The 20,108-nt window shown below is 63.7% G+C and carries 14 protein-coding genes; 8 read left to right on the top strand and 6 right to left on the bottom strand.

The window, feature by feature from the left end; genetic code table 11:
* The first annotated feature begins 35 nt into the window (after positions 1-35).
* Positions 36-1,604, top strand: coding sequence for a glycosyltransferase (locus ABVQ20_RS19305; protein WP_354461093.1), 1,569 nt, complete (start codon positions 36-38; stop codon positions 1,602-1,604).
* Between the two features lie 55 nt (positions 1,605-1,659).
* Here the strand turns inward: ABVQ20_RS19305 and ABVQ20_RS19310 are convergent, their stop codons facing one another.
* From ABVQ20_RS19310 to ABVQ20_RS19330, 5 genes are all read right to left on the bottom strand, one after another.
* Entirely contained in the window at positions 1,660-2,643 is a 984-nt protein-coding gene (locus ABVQ20_RS19310) for a hypothetical protein (RefSeq protein ID WP_354461094.1), read from the bottom strand.
* A gap of 282 nt (positions 2,644-2,925) precedes the next feature.
* Positions 2,926-3,912: a glycosyltransferase family 10 domain-containing protein gene (locus tag ABVQ20_RS19315; RefSeq protein ID WP_354461095.1), complete on the bottom strand. Its 987-nt coding sequence runs from the start codon at positions 3,910-3,912 to the stop codon at positions 2,926-2,928.
* A 140-nt stretch (positions 3,913-4,052) separates the two neighbouring features.
* Entirely contained in the window at positions 4,053-4,640 is a 588-nt protein-coding gene (locus ABVQ20_RS19320) for a DUF1349 domain-containing protein (RefSeq protein WP_354461096.1), read from the bottom strand.
* Between the two features lie 4 nt (positions 4,641-4,644).
* Positions 4,645-6,084, bottom strand: a complete 1,440-nt coding sequence (locus ABVQ20_RS19325; RefSeq protein WP_354461097.1) for an aldehyde dehydrogenase family protein — start codon at positions 6,082-6,084, stop codon at positions 4,645-4,647.
* Positions 6,085-6,240: 156 nt separating this feature from the next.
* Positions 6,241-7,797: a trimethylamine methyltransferase family protein gene (locus ABVQ20_RS19330; protein WP_354461098.1), complete on the bottom strand. Its 1,557-nt coding sequence runs from the start codon at positions 7,795-7,797 to the stop codon at positions 6,241-6,243.
* Positions 7,798-7,923: 126 nt separating this feature from the next.
* Between ABVQ20_RS19330 and ABVQ20_RS19335 the strand changes: the two genes are divergently transcribed.
* The 5 genes from ABVQ20_RS19335 (at position 7,924) to ABVQ20_RS19355 (ending at position 15,392) form a co-directional block, all read left to right on the top strand.
* Positions 7,924-10,335, top strand: coding sequence for a GcvT family protein (locus ABVQ20_RS19335; RefSeq protein WP_354461099.1), 2,412 nt, complete (start codon positions 7,924-7,926; stop codon positions 10,333-10,335).
* A gap of 85 nt (positions 10,336-10,420) precedes the next feature.
* A complete protein-coding gene (locus tag ABVQ20_RS19340) occupies positions 10,421-11,674 on the top strand; it encodes a sarcosine oxidase subunit beta (RefSeq protein WP_354461100.1) in 1,254 nt (417 codons plus the stop codon).
* 58 nt (positions 11,675-11,732) lie between these two features.
* Positions 11,733-11,999, top strand: coding sequence for a sarcosine oxidase subunit delta (locus tag ABVQ20_RS19345; protein ID WP_354461101.1), 267 nt, complete (start codon positions 11,733-11,735; stop codon positions 11,997-11,999).
* On the top strand, positions 11,996-14,872 hold the full coding sequence (locus ABVQ20_RS19350) for a sarcosine oxidase subunit alpha family protein (RefSeq protein WP_354461102.1): 2,877 nt from the start codon (positions 11,996-11,998) through the stop codon (positions 14,870-14,872). The genes ABVQ20_RS19345 and ABVQ20_RS19350 overlap by 4 nt, the downstream gene beginning before the upstream one ends.
* Entirely contained in the window at positions 14,865-15,392 is a 528-nt protein-coding gene (locus ABVQ20_RS19355) for a hypothetical protein (protein ID WP_354461103.1), read from the top strand. Before ABVQ20_RS19350 ends, ABVQ20_RS19355 begins: the two co-directional genes overlap by 8 nt.
* A 10-nt stretch (positions 15,393-15,402) precedes the next feature.
* Here ABVQ20_RS19355 and ABVQ20_RS19360 read toward each other — a convergent pair whose 3' ends face one another.
* A complete protein-coding gene (locus tag ABVQ20_RS19360) occupies positions 15,403-16,086 on the bottom strand; it encodes a TetR/AcrR family transcriptional regulator (protein ID WP_354461104.1) in 684 nt (227 codons plus the stop codon).
* A 362-nt stretch (positions 16,087-16,448) separates the two neighbouring features.
* Here ABVQ20_RS19360 and ABVQ20_RS19365 point away from each other — a divergent pair, with 362 nt between their 5' ends.
* Both ABVQ20_RS19365 and ABVQ20_RS19370 read left to right on the top strand, forming a co-directional pair.
* A complete protein-coding gene (locus ABVQ20_RS19365; protein ID WP_354461105.1) occupies positions 16,449-18,449 on the top strand; it encodes a S9 family peptidase in 2,001 nt (666 codons plus the stop codon).
* On the top strand, positions 18,446-19,723 hold the full coding sequence (locus ABVQ20_RS19370) for an NAD(P)/FAD-dependent oxidoreductase (RefSeq protein ID WP_354461106.1): 1,278 nt from the start codon (positions 18,446-18,448) through the stop codon (positions 19,721-19,723). The genes ABVQ20_RS19365 and ABVQ20_RS19370 overlap by 4 nt, the downstream gene beginning before the upstream one ends.
* The last annotated feature ends 385 nt before the right edge of the window (positions 19,724-20,108 follow it).

Here is a 20,108-nt window from a genome sequence, read left to right on the forward strand (position 1 = left end):
GGGTCTAAATTTAATCACACGTCGATGGACTGCCGATGATTCCACCAATATTGCATCAGACGTGGAAGACCGACAACGTCCCCGCCCGGTTTCAGGATTATATTGAGAGCTGGAAGAAACATCATCCCGGCTGGACGATGATGTTCTGGAGCGACCGTAAACTTCTGGAATTCGTGGCCGAACACTATCCTCACTTCCTGCCTGTCTATTGTAGCTATCAACGAGGCGTACTGCGCGCTGATGCTGGACGCTACATGCTTCTTCACCATTTCGGCGGGGTCTACGCCGACATCGACTGCGAATGCGCGGCGCCCTTCGATCCGATCATGGGCGAGGAGCGGATCGTGCTTTGCAAGGAGCCGGATTCGCATGCGTTGGTCCAAGCGAGTTTTCGCGGCCTGCCCTATCTGATCTTCAACGGCACGATGGCGAGCCCGCCCCGGCATCCGTTCTGGCTTCACGTGCTGTCGCTGCTGCCCGGGCTGGTCAATGCCAAGGAAGCGATCGACGCCACGGGGCCGTGCATGCTGACGTCGGCGCAGTGCGGCTATGATGACCAGACGGCTTTCTCCATACACCCCTCCACCCTGTTTTCCCCTCTCGATTCGGCGGGGCGTACCGACAGCCAGTCCCAAGGGCCGACCTTGTCGATCCACCACTGGGCGGGCACATGGTGGAAGGCGCAGCCGCCACCACGATTGTGGGACAAGATCCGGACGCACGCCTATCGGCTCCGGCACCGGATGACGCGCGGCGCCCGCCTCGACGAAGTCACCGCCAAGAGCAGTGTCAGTCCTGGAGCGCTGGCGTCACCAGGACCCACGGGGCCGAACATTGCCATTCTGGTGCCGCTTCGCGACGCGGCGGATCATATCCGGCCGTTTCTCGATGCGCTGCAGGCACTCGACTACCCCAAGGACAGGATCAAGCTGGTCTTCTGCGAGGGCGACAGCACGGACGGAAGCTGGGAGACGCTGCAGGCGGCGACGGCTGCCGTCAGCGAGAAATATCGCGAAATCAAACTGCTCCGCAAACATGTGGGAACGAGCCTTGATCGGGAAAAACGAGCGAAACCAAGGCACCAGCGGGTAAGACGCGGCGGCATCGCAAAGGTGCGAAACCATCTCATCGACCATGGGCTGGACGGCGACGACGACTGGGCGCTGTGGATTGATATCGACGTCTGGCGGTTTCCCGGCGACGTCGTGAACCAGTTGATCGGAACCGGGCACCGCATCGCCGTTCCCAATTGTGTCAAGATCGCCCGTGGCGGCAGCTTCGACCTCAACACTTTTGTCACGACCAGGCCCGACAGGGACTATCGCTACTATCGCTACATGCGTGGCGGCCTCTACCAGCCGCCTTCGACATCGCCAAACCGGCTCTACCTCAGCGACGTCAGGCATCTCGACATCATCGGGCTCGATGCGGTCGGCGGGACCATGCTTCTGGTCGATGCGGCGCTGCACCGTGGCGGCTTGCGCTTCCCCGAGATTCCCTACCGCGACCTGATCGAGACCGAAGCCTTCGGCTTGCTTGCCAACGATCTCGGCATCAGGCCAGTCGGCCTGCCGAAGCTGGAAATCCTGCATGTTCCCTGGTGAGGCGGCCGCTGCAATTCCCAAGGGAAAGCGCTACGCGCTTTTCTCGAAAACCGTTTCACACTTGTCCCGAAGCTGTTCTGAGTTCCTGGCGAAGAGGTTCCAGCCAGGCTTGCGGGCGTAGACGCTCCCAAACATAGTTCCGCTCCGTCAGATGCGCGACCTCCGCTATCCAGCGGGCCGGGGCATCAGGGTTCGCAACTTCGTGCCAGTTGTCGACGATAATGACAGGCAAGCCTTCGTAGAGAGGATCGAGCGGCGAGGTCTTGGTGACCACGATGCAGCCGAGGTAAAGCAGCTCCCACGTCCGGTGGCAGTCCAGCCCGTTACCCTCGGTGGAGAGGACGAGCGGGTATTGCGAATAGAGCTTCCAGATCTCGCGTTGCGATACACGTCGCTTCAGGAAATCGATGTGGGGGCATGCGTTCAGTGCTTCAAGCAACTCCCGGCGCTGCCTGGAGCCTTTGCTGATGCTGAAATCACAGAAAATCCTGAGCGGGTGACGGTCCATACTATCATGCCGTATAGCTTCCAATTGCCTCACAAGCCCCATCGGTGTTGCGAAAGAGCGAGGCGTGTGGAGGTCGAGCCCGATCGGAAAAGGCTTGATCCTGGGATGATCGCCATCGCAGTTCTGGCTGTACCAGGACACCAGGAAAGGGTTGGCGAACAGCCGCTCGACGGTGTCCTTTGCTACGTCCGACGGCACTGATGCGTCGCCATCGGTCGTCAGCAGGATGAAGGGAGCCTCGATGGTCGGAAGGACAACCTTGGCGAACGTATCGAGGTCGCAGCCCTGCGTATACCTGGCCCGAGTGCTCAGCCGCACCCAGACCAAGCCATGCGCGCCACTATAATGTTGTTGGAAGAATAGTTGGGACTGCGTGGATTCAGTCGGTTCGTAGCGATACCAATCTGGCCCGGCGAAATCGCAGAAATGGCCGATGCCCTTTGACCACAGGACAGGCGGAACGCCGAGAAACCTCAGCGTCCTGGAGCGAACGGCCCCTTTGAATTTTGCCCACCAGCGCGACATGCCCATCGGTAACGCTTAGCCCAGCGACCGATGTCGTTGCAACGCCCTGGACGACCCTCCCTGCTCGGACGTCGGGCCGCAACTCGCGTTTCAGCAGGCAAGCGCCGCCTTCGTTGACGCGGCCTTGCACCGAGGCAGCCTTCGTTTTCCCGAAATTCCCTATCGCGATCTCATCGAGATCGAAGGTTTTGGCGCTCTCGCCAATGACCTTGGCATCAGGCCGGTCGGACTTCCCAAGCTGGGGATATTGCACGTGCCCTGGTGAGCGGCCCGAGGCGAGATTGGGGTTCAGCCTAGAGCCTTGCGCAAGCGTCTCAGTTTGGTCCGCAGGAAGGCGACGCGACCAAACGGCAGCGATGGCCGGGCCGACAATGGGCTCTGCCGTTCGCGCATGCGTTGATGCACAAGCGCCACCAGACGACACTCTGCCGACGCGTTCAATCCCTGAATGCGCCTGGCCAGACACTCGGGCAGTGGGTTCGCTCGCCAGGCGAAATAGGCTTCATAGGCTTGCGGCGTTCCGATCAGATGATGAAGGTAAGAGGCGAGATCCGCGGGGCTGCTGAAGGCCGAGGCGTTGATATACGAGTTGGCAGGAACGAATTCGTCGACATTCGGGGCGCCTAGATAGATCGGCACGGTGCCAGCAATCAGCGGATCATAAATTTTTTCGGTCACGTAGTCCGGAGAGATCGAATTCTCCAGGGCAAGGCAGAATCGGTACCGTGCAATGGTTTCGATCTTCGTTTGCCGGCCAAGATCAGGCCCTTCGATCGTTCGGGTGGGATTATGCCGCCCGTAGGCGTCGACTCCGATATGCCGGGCAAGTTCTGCCGCAAACGCGACGCGGCCGCTGCGATCGACCGCTGCCGATTGGAAATGCACGGCGGGGGCGCTTTCCGTCTTTGGCAGCCTTGGACCGCTTTGCGCAGCCTCCCACCATTTCGAACTCGGCAGGTAGGGCCGCCACACATCCGACCCGGACTCATGAGTCATCGTGATGTCGAAATTCCGCATGAACCCGGCGTCGGCCATCAAGGGGTAGTTCTCCCGGCTTTCCATCGACCAGCCCACCCAATATTGGCCAGGATATTTGCGAGCGTCGCGTATCTCGCGAAAATCCGGAAGATGGAAGAGCACCGCCGTTGCCTCGGAGAGACGGCGGCGGTCGACGCTCCATCGCACCGGCAGCGCACAGTGTGGAATGGCGGCGATGTTGACTGGTTTGCCAAAGAACGAGGTATAGAAAAGAAAAAGCGGCTCGTCTGCCTGCATGAACGCACACCTTCAGCGCAATGCCCCGCGCTCCGCTTTACGCTCCTGTTCCAGCTTGTGGAAGGTATTCTTTCAACGCCTCGGATCAATGGCCTGCGAATGTCAGGCGGCGGTCTCGCCACGCAACCGCGCGGGCCTGCCTAGTCGTGAAGGTCGCGCGAGATCGGTGGTCCGACCGAAAAATCGGCGAAGGTCACCTCAAAACCCTCGCGCTGCGGCGAGCAGCACATCATGCCGACATCGACCGTTTTCGAAGGCGGGAAATAAGCGAGGCGTACCGGCTTCCAGTGCCCCTCGGCAGCATCGAGATACTGGACGCGGATCGTCTCCGCGTGGCGGGTGAGCCGTATCCTCACACCGTTCGGATCGGCCGGAATGGTGGCCAGCGACCAGTCCGAAGCGTCGTTGGTGACCACGACGGAAAAATACATCAGGCCATCCGTGTATTCGATGCCAGCCTTGATCCAGTGCGTCTCGCTCAGCCGGACCATCAGCCCAGCCTGGTCGTAGAGCACCTCGTAGTTTCCCTTGACCGTGACCTCTGCACTGAAATCGCCTTCGACCGTTTGGTGGAGGAAATGGCCGTTGTCGCGCCAGAAATCGTAGAAGGTCTCCCGCCAGAAGTCGGTTTCCTTGCCGGTGCGAACATGGTGCGTATTGCCGGCCGCCGTGTGATGCGGCGGCGGATTGAGCCAGGTCAGGCCGTCAACGGGAGATTTCTCCGTCATATGATTAGCCGGCGAATGTATAGGCGGTTTTGACCGTTGTGTAGAATTCCGCCGCGTAGCGGCCCTGTTCGCGCGGACCGTAGCTCGATCCCTTGCGCCCGCCGAAGGGAACATGGAAGTCGACGCCCGCCGTCGGCAGGTTGACCATGACCATGCCGGCCTCCGAGTTGCGCTTGAAGTGCGTCGCATGCTTGAGGCTGGCCGTGCAGATGCCCGAGGTCAGCCCGAACGGCGTGTCGTTGGCGACAGCCAATGCCTCGTCATAGTCCTTGACGCGGATGACGTTCGCCACCGGCCCAAAAATCTCCTCGCGCGAAATGCGCATGGCGTTGGTGCTGCCGGTGAACAGCGCCGGCTGGAGATAGAAGCCCGGCGTCTGGCGGTCGAGCCGCTCGCCGCCGAAGGCGAGCTCGGCGCCTTCCTGGCGGCCGATGGCGATATAGTCCTCATCCTGCTTCAGCTGGCTCTGGTCGACGACCGGGCCGATCTGCGTCCTGGCATCCAGCGCATCGCCGATGACCAGTTTGCTCATGCGATCCTTGAGAGCATCAACGAAACGGTCGTGGATGCCGTCGGTCACAACCAGCCGGGACGATGCCGTGCAGCGCTGGCCCGTCGAGAAGAACGCGCCGTTGATGGCGCAGTCGACGGCAACAGCAAGGTCAGCATCGTCAAGCACGACGAGCGGGTTCTTGCCGCCCATTTCGAGCTGGAACTTGCGCATGTGCTCGACGCTTGCCGCTGCGACCCGCTTGCCGGTGCCGACCGAGCCGGTGAAGGTGATGGCATTGAGATCGGGACTGTCGAGCATGGCCTGGCCGACAACCGAGCCCTTGCCCATGACCAGATTGAGCACGCCCTTCGGCAGCCCGGCGCGATGCAGGATGTCGACGATGGTCCAGGCGCTCTCGGGAACCAGCTCGGCCGGCTTGAAGACGATGGTGTTGCCGTAGGCCAAGGCCGGCGCGATCTTCCAGGCCGGGATGGCGATCGGGAAATTCCACGGCGTGATGATGCCGACCACACCGACCGCTTCGCGGGTGATCTCGACACCGACGCCCGGACGCACGCTCGGCACCAACTCGCCGGCCAGGCGCAGGGCCTCGCCAGCGAAGAAATCGAAGATCTGCGCGGCACGGAGGGTCTCGCCGATGCCCTCGGCCAGTGTCTTGCCCTCCTCGCGCGCCAGGGACCGGCCGATTTCATCCTTTCGGGCGGTGATCTCGTCCGCCGCCTTCCTCAGCACGGCATGGCGCGCCAGCGGACCTGAGCGCGACCAGGCCGGGAAGGCCGCTTTCGCCGCCGCAATGGCCTGCCTGGCCTGTTCCGGGCCGGCCGAAGCGTATTCGCCGACCACATCGTCGATATTGGACGGATTGATGTTGCGAGAGCCGGCGTCGCCCACCCATTCACCATCGATGAGGTTTTTCCGAAACTGGGTCATGTCCGTGGTTCCTTGAGTTCGCCGCGCGGCGCTGCCTGTCTGATGCGCGTATTTGACAGACAATTGCGGCGCGGGAAAGCATGCTCATGGTCGCAACCTCGTGGCCGATGGGAACACCTGCCGATGCGATCGAGCGCCGCTTCGAGGGCGGATGGATCAGGAAACGGGCGCGGCGCCGCCTTCAGCCGTTCGGCGCGCGATGAATTCGTCGAGCACATCCGCTGTTGCGACAGCCGATGCGGGCGGGACGAACTCGGCCAGCCGCTTTTTCCAGACTCCGTTGGCGCGTTCCGTCGCGGTTTTCGAACCGGATTGCGTCCAGTTGCCGAAATTCGACCAGTCGGCGACCAGCGGTTCGTAGAATGCCGTGCGATAGCGTTCCATCGTGTGCTGGGCAGCGAAGAAATGGCCACCGGGCTGGACCTCGGCGATCGCATCGAAGCCGATGTCGGCATCGCCGCCGCCCGGCTTGTCGAAGAGTTCGGCGATCGTCTGCAATGCCTCAATGTCGGTGATGAGCTTCTCGAAGGAGACGCTGAGGCCGCCTTCGAGCCAGCCCGCCGCATGGATCAGCACGGTGGCGCCGGCCAGCACAGAGCCCCACAGCGCGAACTGCGTTTCATGCGCCGCCTGTGCATCAGAGATGTTGGACGCGCTGCCGCCGCCGGCGCGCCAGGGAAGGCCGAGATGCCGCGCCAATTGACCGGCGCCGAGCGTCGCCTTGACATGCTCCGGCGTGCCAAAGGCCGGCGCGCCTGATTTCATGTCGACGTTGGACGAGAAGCTGCCATAGATCACTGGCGCGCCGGACCGGCTGAGCTGCGCCAGCACGATGCCCGCCAGCGCCTCGGCATGCTGCAGCGTCAGCGCGCCGGCCACGGTGATCGGCGCCATGGCGCCGGCAAGGCAGAACGGGGTGATGATCGAGACCTGCCCGGCCTTGGCGAAATCGATGATGCCCTGCGCCATCGGAATGTCGAGCTGGCGCGGCGAGTTGGTGTTGATGACGGTGTAGCAGTGGGCGCCATTGTGGAATTCGTCGACCGACAGGCCGCGCGCCAGGCGGATCATTTCGAAACTGTCCTCGGTCTGCGGCGTGCCGCGCGCAAAGACGAAAGGAAATTTGTCGGAGAGGGTCAGTTGCGCGCGCGCTGTCGCGTAGTGCCGCAGCGACATCTCGACATCCTGCGGCTCGATGCAGGGACCGTGCATATGCATGACGTCGAAGGAGTGCACGAGGCGAATGAGATCCTCGAAATCCGCCAGGTTGCCGGCCCGCCGCCCGCGATCGAGATCGGTGACATTGGGCGCGCCGCAACCGGCGATGAATGTCATGACACCAAGTTCGAAGACGATGTCGCGGGCACGGTCGCCCGCTTTCGCTTCGATGGATCTTGGCGCCGACAACAGTGCCGCCCCGACGACATCGCGGCCGATGCGAACCATCTGGGTGTCTTCATCGACGAGGCAACCGGCGGCTTTGAAGACCTGACGTGCCTCGGGCAGCAGCACCTTGATGCCAAGCTCTTCCAGCACGCGGAGCGCCGTGGCGTGGATGGCCTCGACCTGGTCGGATGAGAAGACCGGCTGCGGCAGGAACGAATTGCGCAACTGCCGGTAATCGGGAGAGCGGGACGGCGCGCCCTTGTCGCCAGGCGAGCCACGGCCGCGCCGCCTTGCATGGGTCACGTCAACTTTCGGGCCGTCGAGCATTGCAGCACCCCTGAAGCATCGTTCCGACCCAACGATATTGGCTCTGTACACAATTGTCCATAGCCATCTAGACACTAATGTACAATGCCGCTACGGTGCCTGTGACAGTCGGGTGGAGGACAACCTATGAAATCTCATTACCGGGCAATTGTTATCGGCGGCGGCGTGGTTGGAGCCTCAGTGCTCTACCATCTGGCCAAGTTCGGCTGGCGCGACGTGGCGCTTGTCGAGCGTGAGGTTCTGACCGCCGGATCGAGCTGGCACGCGGCCGGCGGCTTCCATGCGCTGAACGCCGATCCCAATATCGCCGCCTTGCAGAGCTATACGATCGACCTGCTCTCGGAGGTCGAGAAGGAATCCGGCCAGAACATCGGCATGCACATGACCGGCGGCATATCGGTGGCTTCCGCGCCGGAGCGCTGGGAATGGCTGCAGGCCTCCTACCGGGTTTTCCAGACGATGGGCATCGATGACGTCCGCCTGATTGGCGTCGACGAAATCAAGCATCGCTGCCCGATCCTCAACACCGACGGCATACTGGGCGGCCTCTACGCCGAACGCGAGGGCCATATCGATCCCTCGGGCGTGGTCCATGCCTATGCCAGGGCGGCAAAGCAGCGCGGTGCCGATATCATCGAGCACAATCGGGTGCTGGAGCTGAACCGGCGCGCCGACGGCAGTTGGGACGTGGTGACCGAGAAAGGCACGATCGTTGCCGAGCACGTCGTCAATGCCGGCGGCCTGTGGGCCAAGCAGGTCGGCAGGATGGCCGGCATAGACCTGCCGGTGTCGCCGATGGAGCATCACTATCTGATCACCGAGGCGCTGCCCGAGATCCAGGCGCTGGATCGCGAGTTGGCGATGATCGTCGATCTCGAAGGCTTCACCTATATGCGCCAGGAGCAGAAGGGCCTGCTGCTCGGCATCTACGAGACCAACCACAAGCACTGGAACATGGATGGCGCACCATGGAACTACGGCATCGAGCTGATCCAGGAGGATACCGACCGCATCGCCGACGAACTGGCGCTCGGCTTCAGCCGCTATCCGTGCCTTGAGACCGCCGGCATCAAACGCTGGGTGAACGGCGCCTTCACTTTTTCGCCGGATGGCAATCCGCTGGTCGGCCCGGTGCGCGGCGTACCCAATTACTGGGTGGCCTGCGGCGTCATGGCCGGCTTCCTGCAAGGCGGCGGCGTCGGCAAGTCGCTCGCCGAATGGATGATCCATGGCGAACCGGAAGCCGATGTCTACGGCATGGACATCGCGCGCTACGGCGATTTCGCCTCCAACCGCGAATACATCAAGCAGACGACCGGCCAGTTCTATTCGCGCCGCTTCATCATGAGCTATCCCAACGAGCAGTTGCCGGCAGGACGGCCACTGAAGACCGCCGGCGCGCATGACGCGATGGACGCGGCGGGCGCACGCTGGGGCAATTCCTGGGGCATGGAAATGCCGCTCTATTTCGCGCCGAAAGGCTTTGTCGAGACGCCGGCGCTCAAGCGCTCCAATGCTTTCGATATCGTCGGCGACGAATGCCGAAAAGTGCGCGAAGGCGTCGGCCTGCTCGATATCACGGCCTTCTCTCGTTACGAGATTGCCGGGCCCCAGGCGCGGACCTGGCTCGACAGGGTGCTTGCCTGCGCGCTGCCGAAGCCGGGGCGCGCCAAGCTGGCGCCGATGCTGGGTGAAAACGGCAAGCTCAAGGGCGACCTCACCGTCTTCAACTGGGGCGACGGCACATGGTGGATCATGGGCTCCTATTATCTGCGCCAGTGGCATATGCGCTGGTTTGAAAAACACCTTTCCGAAGGCGTGACCGTCCGCGACATCTCGGACGCGGTGGTCGGCTTCTCGCTGGCCGGCCCCAATTCGCGCAAGCTGCTGGAGCGCCTGACGCACCAGGATGTCTCGCACGAGGCCTTCGGCTTGCTGGCCTGCGGGACATTGGACGTCGGGCTTGCACGGGCCAAGGTGGGCCGGCTCTCGGTTGTCGGCGAGCTTGGCTACGAGATTCATTGCCAGGCGAACGAACATGCGACGCTGCGGCGCGCGCTGCTTTCGGCCGGCAAGGATCTGGGCGTCACCGAATATGGCTTTGGCGCGGTCAATTCGCTCAGGCTGGAGAAAAGCTTTGGCATCTGGTCGCGCGAATTCACACAGGATTACACGCCGGCCGAGACGGGCATGGACCGCTGGATCGCCTTCGACAAGGGCGACTTCGTCGGGCGCGACGTTGCGCTAAGGGAACAGGCAGTTGGGGCCGAACGCATGCTGGCGACGCTGGAGATCGACGCTGTCGATGCTGATGCCAGCGGCTACGAGCCTATCTGGAACAAGGGCTCGCTCGCCGGCTTCATCACTTCGGGCGGCTACGGCCACACGGTCGGCAAGAGCCTTGCCATGGCCCTGGTCGATCGCGACTCGTGCGCCATCGGCACGGCGCTGACCACCCACATCGTCGGCGTCGAACGGGGTGCGCGGGTGATCGCCGCCTCGCCATACGATCCCAAGGGCATAAAGATGCGGGCATGACCGCTCAAACGGGTGGCACGGACGCAAAAGTCCGTGCAATGATCCCTTGCCATTCCTTCCGAAAATCAGGTTCGTTCAGCACTCCATGACCCGACGCTATTCCGCTCTATCGCTCTTCAGGGAGGGCCTCGCCGGCCAGACCGGCTGGAAACAGGCCTGGCGCTCGCCCGAACCGAAGCCGTCCTATGACGCGATCGTCATCGGCGGCGGCGGCCATGGGCTGGCAACGGCCTACTATCTGGCCAAGAACCACGGCATCGCCAGAGTTGCGGTGCTGGAGAAAGGCTGGATCGGCGGCGGCAATACCGGCCGCAACACGACGGTCGTGCGCTCCAACTACTACTATCCCGAAAGCGTCGAACTCTACGGGCTGGCGCATCGGCTCTACGAGGGCCTGTCGAAGGACCTGAACTACAATGTGATGCTGTCGCAGCGAGGCATGGTCAATCTGTGCCACAGCAGCGCCGAGATGGAAGTCGGCGCGCGTACCGTCAACGCCATGCAGATCAACGGCATTGATGCCGAACTGTTCTCGCCGGACGATGTGCGCCGGGTGGCCCCGATCTACAATTTTGCGCCGGATGCGCGCTTTCCCGTGTTCGGCGGCATCTGGCAAGGCCGGGCCGGCACGGCGCGCCACGATGCTGTCGCATGGGGCTATGCGCGGGCCGCGAGCCGGCTTGGCGTCGACATCATCCAGAATTGCGAGATCACCGATTTCATCGTCGAGGGCGGCCGCTGCCGCGGCGTCCAGACGACGCGCGGCATGATCCGCGCCGACCGCATCGGCATGGCGGTGGCCGGACATTCGTCGGTGCTGGCGGCCAAGGCGGGCTTCCGCCTGCCGATCAATTCCTATGCGCTGCAGGCTTGTGTCTCCGAGCCGGTGAAGCCGATCCTCGACACGGTGGTGCTGTCGCCCGGCACCGGCGTCTATGTCAGCCAGTCGGACAAGGGCGAGATCGTCATCGGCGGTGGGCTCGACCGCATCCCTTCCTATGCGCAGCGCGGCAATCTGCCGACGCTGGAGACGGTGATTGCCGGCCTGCTCGAGATGTTCCCGATCTTCGGCCAGTTGAAGCTGATGCGGCAGTGGGCGGGTATCGTCGACGTCGTGCCGGACTCCTCGCCGATCATCGGCGAATCGCCGCTGCCCGGCCTGTTCCTCAATTGCGGCTGGGGCACGGGCGGCTTCAAGGCCATTCCCGCCGGCGGCACGCTGCTGGCGCAATTGCTGGCCACAGGCAAGCACAATGACATCAGTCGTCCGTTCGACCTGGATCGTTTTGCCACCGGCCGGCTGATCGACGAAGCGGCCGGCTCCGGCATCGCGCACTAATGCATGTCGCCCAAAAGTGGGGCAACGACATGCATAAAGACTACGACTAGAGGTTCCCATGCAGCTCTTCCCCTGCCCGTTCTGCGGTCCGCGCGACGAGACCGAATTCCACTATGGCGGCGAGGCCGGCAACGTCCGTCCGGATGGCACGGACGTGCCCATCGATCGCTGGGCAAACTATTTGTACATGCGCGGTAACCCGAAGGGCACGACGCGCGAAATCTGGGTTCACATGAATTGCAGCGAGTTCTTCGTCATGGAACGTGACACCGTCACCCACAAGGTGCTGTCCTCGACCGCGCTAAGCGGGGAGCACGCGGCGTGAGCGCTTCACGTCTCCCCTCCGGCGGAAGCGCCATCGACCGTTCCAGCCCGATCCGATTCAGCTTCGACGGCGGCACCGTGCACGGCTTTGCCGGCGACACCATCGCCTCGGCACTGCTGGCTGGCGATGTCGCTGTGGTCGGACGCAGCTTCAAATATCACAGGCCGCGCGGCATATGGGGCGCCGGCGTCGAGGAACCGAACGCGCTGGTCGATGTCAGCGGCAACGTAGCCTCGACGCCCAACACGCGCGCCACGACCGAGCCGGCGCATGACGGCCTGGTCGCGCGGAGCGTCAACGCCTCCCCCAACGCGCTGGCCGACCGCAACGCCTTCCTCGACCGTTTCTCGCGCTTCATTCCGGCGGCGTTCTACTACAAGACCTTCATGTGGCCGGACTGGCACATGTTCGAGCCGCGCATCCGCGCCATGGCGGGACTGGGCAAGGCGGATGCTGACTGGACATCGCCAGGCCGGGCCGACCAGATCAACGCGCATTGCGATGTGCTGGTGGTGGGTGCCGGACCTGCCGGACTGGCCGCGGCGAAACTCGCGTCCAGTTCAGGCCTCTCCGTCATGCTGGTCGACGACCAGCGGACGCCTGGCGGATCGCTGGAATACCGGGCCGGCGAGATCGATGGCAAGCCGGCCGCTGCCTGGGTCGAAGAGACGGTTCGCGACCTCGTCAATGCCGGCCACCGCGTGCTGCCGGCAACCACGGCCTTTGGCATCTACGACCACAATCTGGTCGGGCTGAACCAGCGCCATCCCGACGGGCGCCCGGATACGCTGTGGCGTGTCAGGCCACGCCAGATCGTGCTGGCGACCGGCGCCATCGAGCGACCGCTGCCCTTCGCCAACAATGATCTGCCGGGCATCATGTCGGCGGATGCGGCGCTCGCCTATCTCAAGCGCCACGCCGTGCTTGTCGGCCGCCGCGTCGTCGTCGCCACCAACAATGACAGCGCTTACGAGGTCGCGGGCGCACTGGCTGGTGCCGGCGCTGACGTCACTTTGGTGGATGTCCGCCGCGATGGAACCCCCGCCATACCCGCCGGCGTGCGGCTGATCGCCGGGCGCAGCGTCACTGCCGCGCGCGGCAGGCTGCGCGTCGAAGGCGTGGCGCTGGATGACGGCACAAGGCTCGAGGCCGACAGCCTGCTCGTCTCCGGCGGCTGGACGCCGACCATCCATCTCTTCTGCCAGGCCAAGGGCAAGCTTGCCTGGAGCGATGCGCGCGCGGCCTTCCTGCCGGGCGACCCGGTCGAGGGTGTTGCTGTCGCCGGCGCCGCCGCCGGGGCGGTTTCGCTGACAGAGGTGTTCGCAAGCGCCGGCAACGCCGTTACATCCCCTAGCCAAGCGACGCCGCCGCGCAGCACCGGACCGGAAGCGACCGGCGGCGTTGTCGCCGCATGGCCGGTTCCGGGATCGAAGGGGCGCATCTGGATCGACTACCAGAACGATGTGACGGTCAAGGACATCGAGCTCGCAGCGCGGGAAAATTTCGTCTCGGTCGAGCACCTGAAGCGCTACACCACGCTCGGCATGGCGACCGACCAGGGCAAGACTTCCAATCTGGCCGGCCTGGCTGTCATGGCCGGGATCACCGGACGCAGCATACCGGAAGTCGGCACCACCACCTATCGTCCGCCGTTCACGCCCGTGCCGCTCGCCAGTTTTGCCGGCGCGCGATACGGCGAGTTGATGGCACCGGTGCGCCGGCTGCCCTTGGAAAAAATCCATCGCGCCGACGGCGCCGTCTTCCAGGAATATGGCGGCTGGTTACGCCCGGCCTATTACGGCGGCGGCGATGCGGAACGCTCGATCCAGGACGAGGCGCGGCGCGCCCGCCAGTCGGTGGCGCTGTTCGATGGCTCGACGCTCGGCAAGATCGAGGTGATGGGGCCAAAAGCCGCCGAATTCGTCGACTTCATCTACTACAACACCATGTCGACGCTGAAATCGGGCCGCTGCCGCTACGGTTTCATGCTGTCGGAGAACGGCGTGGTGTTCGACGACGGCATTCTGGTGCGCCTGGACGAGCAACGCTTCATCGTGTCGTGCTCGTCCTCGCATGTGACGTCTGTCCATGCGCGGCTGGAGGAATGGCGGCAGGACCGGTTCGGCCGCGACGCTGTCTACATCCACAATGCCACGGCCGAGATGGCGACGCTGACCGTTTCAGGACCGAATTCCCGAAAGCTGCTCGAAACGCTGCAACTGGGGCTTTCACTCGACGATGCCGACCTGCCGCACATGGCGATCGGCCACGGCGTCTGTGCGGGCGATGCCGTCCGCGTCGCCCGAGTCAGCTTCACCGGCGACAGGAGCTATGAGATCTCCATCCGCGCCGATCGCGCCGAGCCTTTGTGGCAACGCTTGCGCGAGGCCGGCCAAGCCTTCGACGCCGTGGTGATCGGCCTGGAGGCGCTGATGATCCTGCGGGCCGAGAAGGGCTATATCGTGATCGGCAAGGACACGGACGGCACCACGCTGCCGCAGGATCTCGGCGTCGAGGGCCCACGCGCCAAGCGCAAGACCGAATTCGTCGGCCGCCGCTCGCTGTTCACCGAGGAGGCGTCGCGCGACAACCGGATGAGGCTTGTCGGACTGACGGTGCCATCCGGCGAGGCGCCGCTGCCGACAGGCGCGCATGGGATCGAACGCCGCGACGGCAAGCTTTCGAGCCTTGGTTTTATCACCTCCAGCTACCAGAGCCCGGCGCTCGGCCGTCCGGTCGCGCTTGGCCTGATCCAACGCGGCGCCGCACGCCACGGCGAGACGATCGAGATCCAGCATCTCGGCAAGGTCAGGCACGCGACGATCTCCGCGCCCTGCGCTTTCGATCCAGAAGGAGGCCGGCTCGATGCGTAATCTCGCCGAAAAATGGTCGAAGGCGCCGGACTGGCAGGACGCCGTCATTGAAGCGCCAGGGCTCAAGATAGGCTCGGTCTCCGGCCTGCACCAACGCCTGGTCAGCGGCGATCTCGCGGCATGGGCCGCGGCATCCGGCTTCGACGGGACGGCTGTCGGCGCGTTCGGCCAAGCGGAGGGCATCCGCTATTCGGTCCGCCTGGCGCGCGACCGCCTGCTTGCCGTATCCACCACTCCCTTGGGCATTGCCACGGGATGGCACAGCCAGGGGTTCGCGGTGACAGAGATCAGCGCCGGACTGCACATATTCGACGTGAGTGGCGAGGCGGTCGATGCCTTTGTAGCGCGCGGAACAACGCTGGATCCCAAGCAGGCCGGCGCCAGCGCCGCACTGTCCTTCGCCGGCATCGACGCCATCGTCTATCGCCATGGGACGACTTTGCGCATCCATGTCGACCGCGGCCTTGCAGCCTATCTGTGGACCTGGATGGAGAATGCGGCTCGCAACATCAGAGCATAAACTTAGCCGGCTATATCTCGCCATTTCGGGCGGCGGCGCGGGCCACGAAGGCGTCGAAATGCTTGATGTCCTCCAGTTCAGGTTCCTGCCCGCTGAAGGCGCGCAGATAGGCCGGAACATGCGAAAGCCTGGCGTCCATCGGCTCCTGGATGTCGAGCGTGTAGTGGCCGATCTGCATGAAATAGAGCACGCGGGCACGGATCAACGCATTCTCGGCATCGTATCCGTACCGGGAATACATGGCGGTGATGGCGTCGACCCGCCTGTTGTCCGCTTCCTCGACAACCGCGCGGACCGCATTCTCGCGACGCGCCCATAATCTCACGGCGTTGTCGAGCTTCGGGTCGAAGAGCCTCTCATCCACCCAGCACTCGAAGACATTCAAGATGGCGCGGTTGATCGAAGGCGCCGGCCGCATGGCGCGCTCGATGATCGGAGCTGTGTAGTTGTTCAGCCAGTTCTGCAGGAGCTGATCGTGAAGGTCCTGGAGACTTTTGAAGAACCAGTAGAAGCTCGACCTGGAGACGTTGAGCTTCTTGGCCATGACCTGGATTTTTACCTGGTCTATGCCATCTGTGATCAGCGTTCGTATTGCGAGGTTGAGCCAATCGCTCTTCGTCGTGCGGATGGCGCGGTCAGATATTGGCGGGTCGGTTAGTTCCGTGAGCGTCGGCGAGTCTTTCAATGCTGGCACGCTTGAACTCCGATTCTTTGTTCTCTGCTTCAATATATGAACAACCGCCGGCTCTGGGCAGCCAGTATTTTGTGGTTCCTTGACCGCGCAACGCCCGTCGCCGACGTGCCGAGGATCGCAACGCCAGACCGGCTGCGATCTCGCGGGGTTTCTTTCACGCGATGCGGCGACAGGCCGTCTTGCCGGCGACCATACAGGTCGGCAAACAACATGTCAGTAAAATGTACATATATGTCTAGACACCAATCCCTTTGCCGGTATTATCCCCCGGCCTGACGGCGTCGGCTTTCGAGGAGGGGCGCACGACAGGCTCGCCGCAACCTCATTTTCGATGCGGGACGTCGGTTGGCGGGGAGGGCCAAATGAACAGCGACTTTCGATCGTCGTCCGAATTTGCGAAGGCGTATTCGTTCTACGCCACGCTTCTGGGGTCGGGCGGCCATGTGTTCCATGCCCGTGCGCTCTGCGGCCACACCGAGGCAGAGCACCTGCATTTCATAGGGCAAAGCTTCGAGACCACGCTTGAGGACGGCCCCTCCAGCAGGCTTTATCGCATCGCGCGCGAGGGCGGCGCATTCACGCGCCTGAATGACCGGGAAACGCGACAGATCCGGCTCTCGGCCGACGGCCGGACGCTGGCGGTGGCCTGCGCGGGTGATGATCCCGCGACCGACCGCATAGAGACATGGTCGGATGAACGCTGCCTGACCGCCCAAACGGTGGCTGGACGCATCGAACAGATCGACTGGTCGCCGGACGGCACGAAACTGCTGCTGGTGGTCGCCGGAACGGGCGCCGATCTCGCCGGCATCCACGGCGGCTATGCGCAGAAGGGCAAGGTCGAAACGGCGGCGTGGCTGCCCGAGGTTCGCCTTGGCGAAGGAGAGGATCTGTGGCGCTCCGTCTGGCTGTGGGAGGGCAAAGAAGCGCCCCGGCTGTTGACCAGGCCTCCCCTGAATGTCTGGGAAGCGAGCTGGTGCGGCACCGGCAGTATTGCCGTGGTGGCGAGCGACCATCACAGCGAAGGCAGCTGGTACAGTGCCGGCCTGTCGCTTGTGGATATCGCCACGGGCGGCCTAACCAGGATCCATCAGCCGGCCGACCAGTTCGGCTACATCAGGGGCGCGCCGGACGGACGCCGAGCCGCCTTCATCGAGGCCTTCTGCAGCGACCGGGGCCTGGTCAGCGGCCAGCTTTCGATCCTTGACCTGACGACGGGCGAGATCGAGAGGCCGGACACGCTTGGCATCGACGTGACCTCGATCGAGTGGCGTTCGGCAACGGTGATACATTTCGCTGGCGCGCGTGGCCATCACACTGCAACCGGCGATTATGATCTCGAAAGATCCGCAGCGACGGAAAGCTGGTCGTCGGTCGACCTCACCAACGGCGAATGGGCGCCGTCCTCCTACCCCATCGGCGAGCACGGCACCTTGTTTGTCGGCGAGGCCTATGCGCGCGCACCATTCCTGGCTGAGCAGGATGGCGCAACGATCCGCGAGCTGGCATCGCTGGCTGCTGCCGATGCGCCAGAAACAATGTCGCGCTGTGGCGCGATCGAGCCGTTCAGCTGGATCGCTCCCGACGGCCTGGAGATCCAGGGCTGGGTGGTGCGGCCGCAAGGGGTGACGGCGCCGACGCCGCTGCTGGTCGACGTGCATGGCGGGCCGATCTCGGCACACCGCAACCGCTGGCTGGCACGAACCCGCGCAGCGCCCATCCTGGCCAGTCAGGGCTGGACGATCCTCTTCCCCAACCCAAGGGGAAGCACGGGCCGGGGCGATGCCTTCGCCCGCGCAGTCAAGGGTGACATGGGCGGCGCGGACACGCAGGACATCATCAGCGGCGTCGACGCCCTGATCGCGAGGGGCTGGGTCGACGCCAAACGCGTCGCCGTCACCGGCACCAGCTATGGCGGCTTCATGTCGGCATGGCTGCCATCGCAAAGCCAACGCTTCGCCGCCGCCATACCGATCTCGCCGGTCGGCGACTGGTACAGCCAGCACCGGACGTCGCAGATACCCGAATTCGACGAGATCATGCTGGAGTCCTCGCCCTGGGCGGCGGACGGCGCCTACTTCTCGCGCAGTCCCGCCTTCTTCAAGCAGATCAGGCCGGTGCCCACTCTCGTCATGGCCGGCGCCATCGACAAGAGCACGCCGGTCGGCCAGGCCGAGGAATGCCATTTCGCCGCGCTCCGATCCGGAGCGCCGAGCGCGCTCGTCATCTACCCCAGGGCCGGACACAGCGTCCGCGGCTATCCCGAATATTTCGACAGTGCCGCCCGCATCCTGTGGTGGCTCGACACATATGTGCATCCAGCCGGTCAGGCGGATGCCGCTGCCAATGGAGAGGAATCATGACTTTGAACGCACAGCCAACCGCCTCAGCCGGCAAACGGATCGTCGTCATCGGTGGCGGCATCATCGGCTGCTCCACGGCGTTCCATCTGCTGAAATCAGGCGCGCGCGAGGTCACGGTCATTGAGGCCCGCGAACCGGCGGCCGCGACCACAGGTGCCGGCGCGGGATTTGTCTCCCACTGGTCGGCCGGCATGTTCCCGCTCGGCGAAGAGGGCCTGAAGCTTCAGCAATACGGGCTCGATTTCTACCGCTCGATCCATGAGATCGGCGTCGAGATCGGCTATCGTCCGAACGGCACATTGATGATGGCGCTGACGGAGGCCGGCCGTGAGCGCTTCGTGCGCCCGGTGCTGGATTCGCCCTATGCGCCACCGGAGATGCAGGACCTGACCGCTGCGCAGATCGGCGAAAAGGCCAAGGGGCTGATCGACGCGACCCGGGTCCATTCCGGCGCCTTCAACCCGCACGGCATCCAGCTCGATACGAAACTGGCGACCGGCGTGATGGTCGACGAGATCATCACGATGGGAGGCGTGTTCCGCAATGGAACCATGGTCACCGGTATCCACGATGCCGGCAGCCATGTGACTGTCGAAACCGACAAGGGCGGTGTCGAGGCCGATGGCGTCGTCATTGCGGCCGGCGCCTGGAACAATGAAGTGCTCAAGGGGCTGGGCTGGCGCCTGCCGCTGCTCAGGGTGCTGGCCACCCGCATCGTCACCGACGGGCGCGGTCTTCCCTCGACACTACCGACGGTGCAGTGCAGGGAGTTGCGTCTCTGGCTTCGCGAGAGTTTTGGCGCGGTGATGTGGGGCACGGGCCGGCACTACAAGCCCTACTATGTCAGCGGCGACGCGTGGATCGAGCCGGGGCAGCCCCGCAATCTCGACCTCATGCAGGCGATGGATGACGACGAACTCGCGCAGTTGCAGAAGATCTTCCCGCCGCTTCGCGGTTCGAAATTGTCGAGCTGGGCGCAGGGCGTGCCTTGCTATACGCCCGACAGCGGCCTGATCGTGGGCCATGTCCCCGGCACGACCAATGTGGTGGCGGTCGGCGGCGACAATGAAACCGGCGTCAGCCACGGACCGGGCCTCGGCCGGCTTTCCGCGGAGCTGATCCTCGGCCAGCGACCCTTCGTCGACACGACGCGCTTTCGTCTCGAGCGCTTTGCTGTCGATGCCTACCAGACGGAAGCCGAGATCGCCGCGGCCTTGCCCGCATGGGCGTCTGAACATGCCTCAAAGACGCCGTCCGGCGTTGCGGCATCCTGATGTTCCAAGACCTGGCCGAAAGCCGCAAAACTGTTCTCTCGGCGGGTCTGGACATAGGTGAACAGCGCCGATACTGTCGGGTCGGAAAGCAACAGACTGCTGGGGAATAGATACAACCGGACCCATCACTTGACGGCCATTTGGGCGAAGCCCACCAACCGTCACAGTGACTGTCAGGTCCACCTTCCGTGAGATGATTCCGTCCCGATCCGGGTGATCGGCGGGGACGGAATTGGAGGCCGCGCGTGCATTGCTCGCGCTTCCGATCTCACGCAGGAGATCATGAAAGTGCCGATGTGAGCGCCTTGTCTTCTTGTGGCGAACCTCCGCCCATACAATCGGGGGAATTGCGGTGAATACCGGAGTTGGAGACGGAGGAGCGTCT

The sequence above is a fragment of the Mesorhizobium shangrilense genome, assembly GCF_040537815.1.
GTDB classification, from domain to species: domain Bacteria; phylum Pseudomonadota; class Alphaproteobacteria; order Rhizobiales; family Rhizobiaceae; genus Mesorhizobium; species Mesorhizobium shangrilense.

Excerpts from the sequence above, each read along its gene's own strand:
- ABVQ20_RS19305 (WP_354461093.1), top strand. The coding sequence starts at position 36 with ATGATTCCACCAATATTGCATCAGACGTGGAAGACCGACAACGTCCCC.
- ABVQ20_RS19310 (WP_354461094.1), bottom strand. The coding sequence starts at position 2,643 with ATGGGCATGTCGCGCTGGTGGGCAAAATTCAAAGGGGCCGTTCGCTCC.
- ABVQ20_RS19315 (WP_354461095.1), bottom strand. The coding sequence starts at position 3,912 with ATGCAGGCAGACGAGCCGCTTTTTCTTTTCTATACCTCGTTCTTTGGC.
- ABVQ20_RS19320 (WP_354461096.1), bottom strand. The coding sequence starts at position 4,640 with ATGACGGAGAAATCTCCCGTTGACGGCCTGACCTGGCTCAATCCGCCG.
- ABVQ20_RS19325 (WP_354461097.1), bottom strand. The coding sequence starts at position 6,084 with ATGACCCAGTTTCGGAAAAACCTCATCGATGGTGAATGGGTGGGCGAC.
- ABVQ20_RS19330 (WP_354461098.1), bottom strand. The coding sequence starts at position 7,797 with ATGCTCGACGGCCCGAAAGTTGACGTGACCCATGCAAGGCGGCGCGGC.
- ABVQ20_RS19335 (WP_354461099.1), top strand. The coding sequence starts at position 7,924 with ATGAAATCTCATTACCGGGCAATTGTTATCGGCGGCGGCGTGGTTGGA.
- ABVQ20_RS19340 (WP_354461100.1), top strand. The coding sequence starts at position 10,421 with ATGACCCGACGCTATTCCGCTCTATCGCTCTTCAGGGAGGGCCTCGCC.
- ABVQ20_RS19345 (WP_354461101.1), top strand. The coding sequence starts at position 11,733 with ATGCAGCTCTTCCCCTGCCCGTTCTGCGGTCCGCGCGACGAGACCGAA.
- ABVQ20_RS19355 (WP_354461103.1), top strand. The coding sequence starts at position 14,865 with ATGCGTAATCTCGCCGAAAAATGGTCGAAGGCGCCGGACTGGCAGGAC.
- ABVQ20_RS19365 (WP_354461105.1), top strand. The coding sequence starts at position 16,449 with ATGAACAGCGACTTTCGATCGTCGTCCGAATTTGCGAAGGCGTATTCG.
- ABVQ20_RS19370 (WP_354461106.1), top strand. The coding sequence starts at position 18,446 with ATGACTTTGAACGCACAGCCAACCGCCTCAGCCGGCAAACGGATCGTC.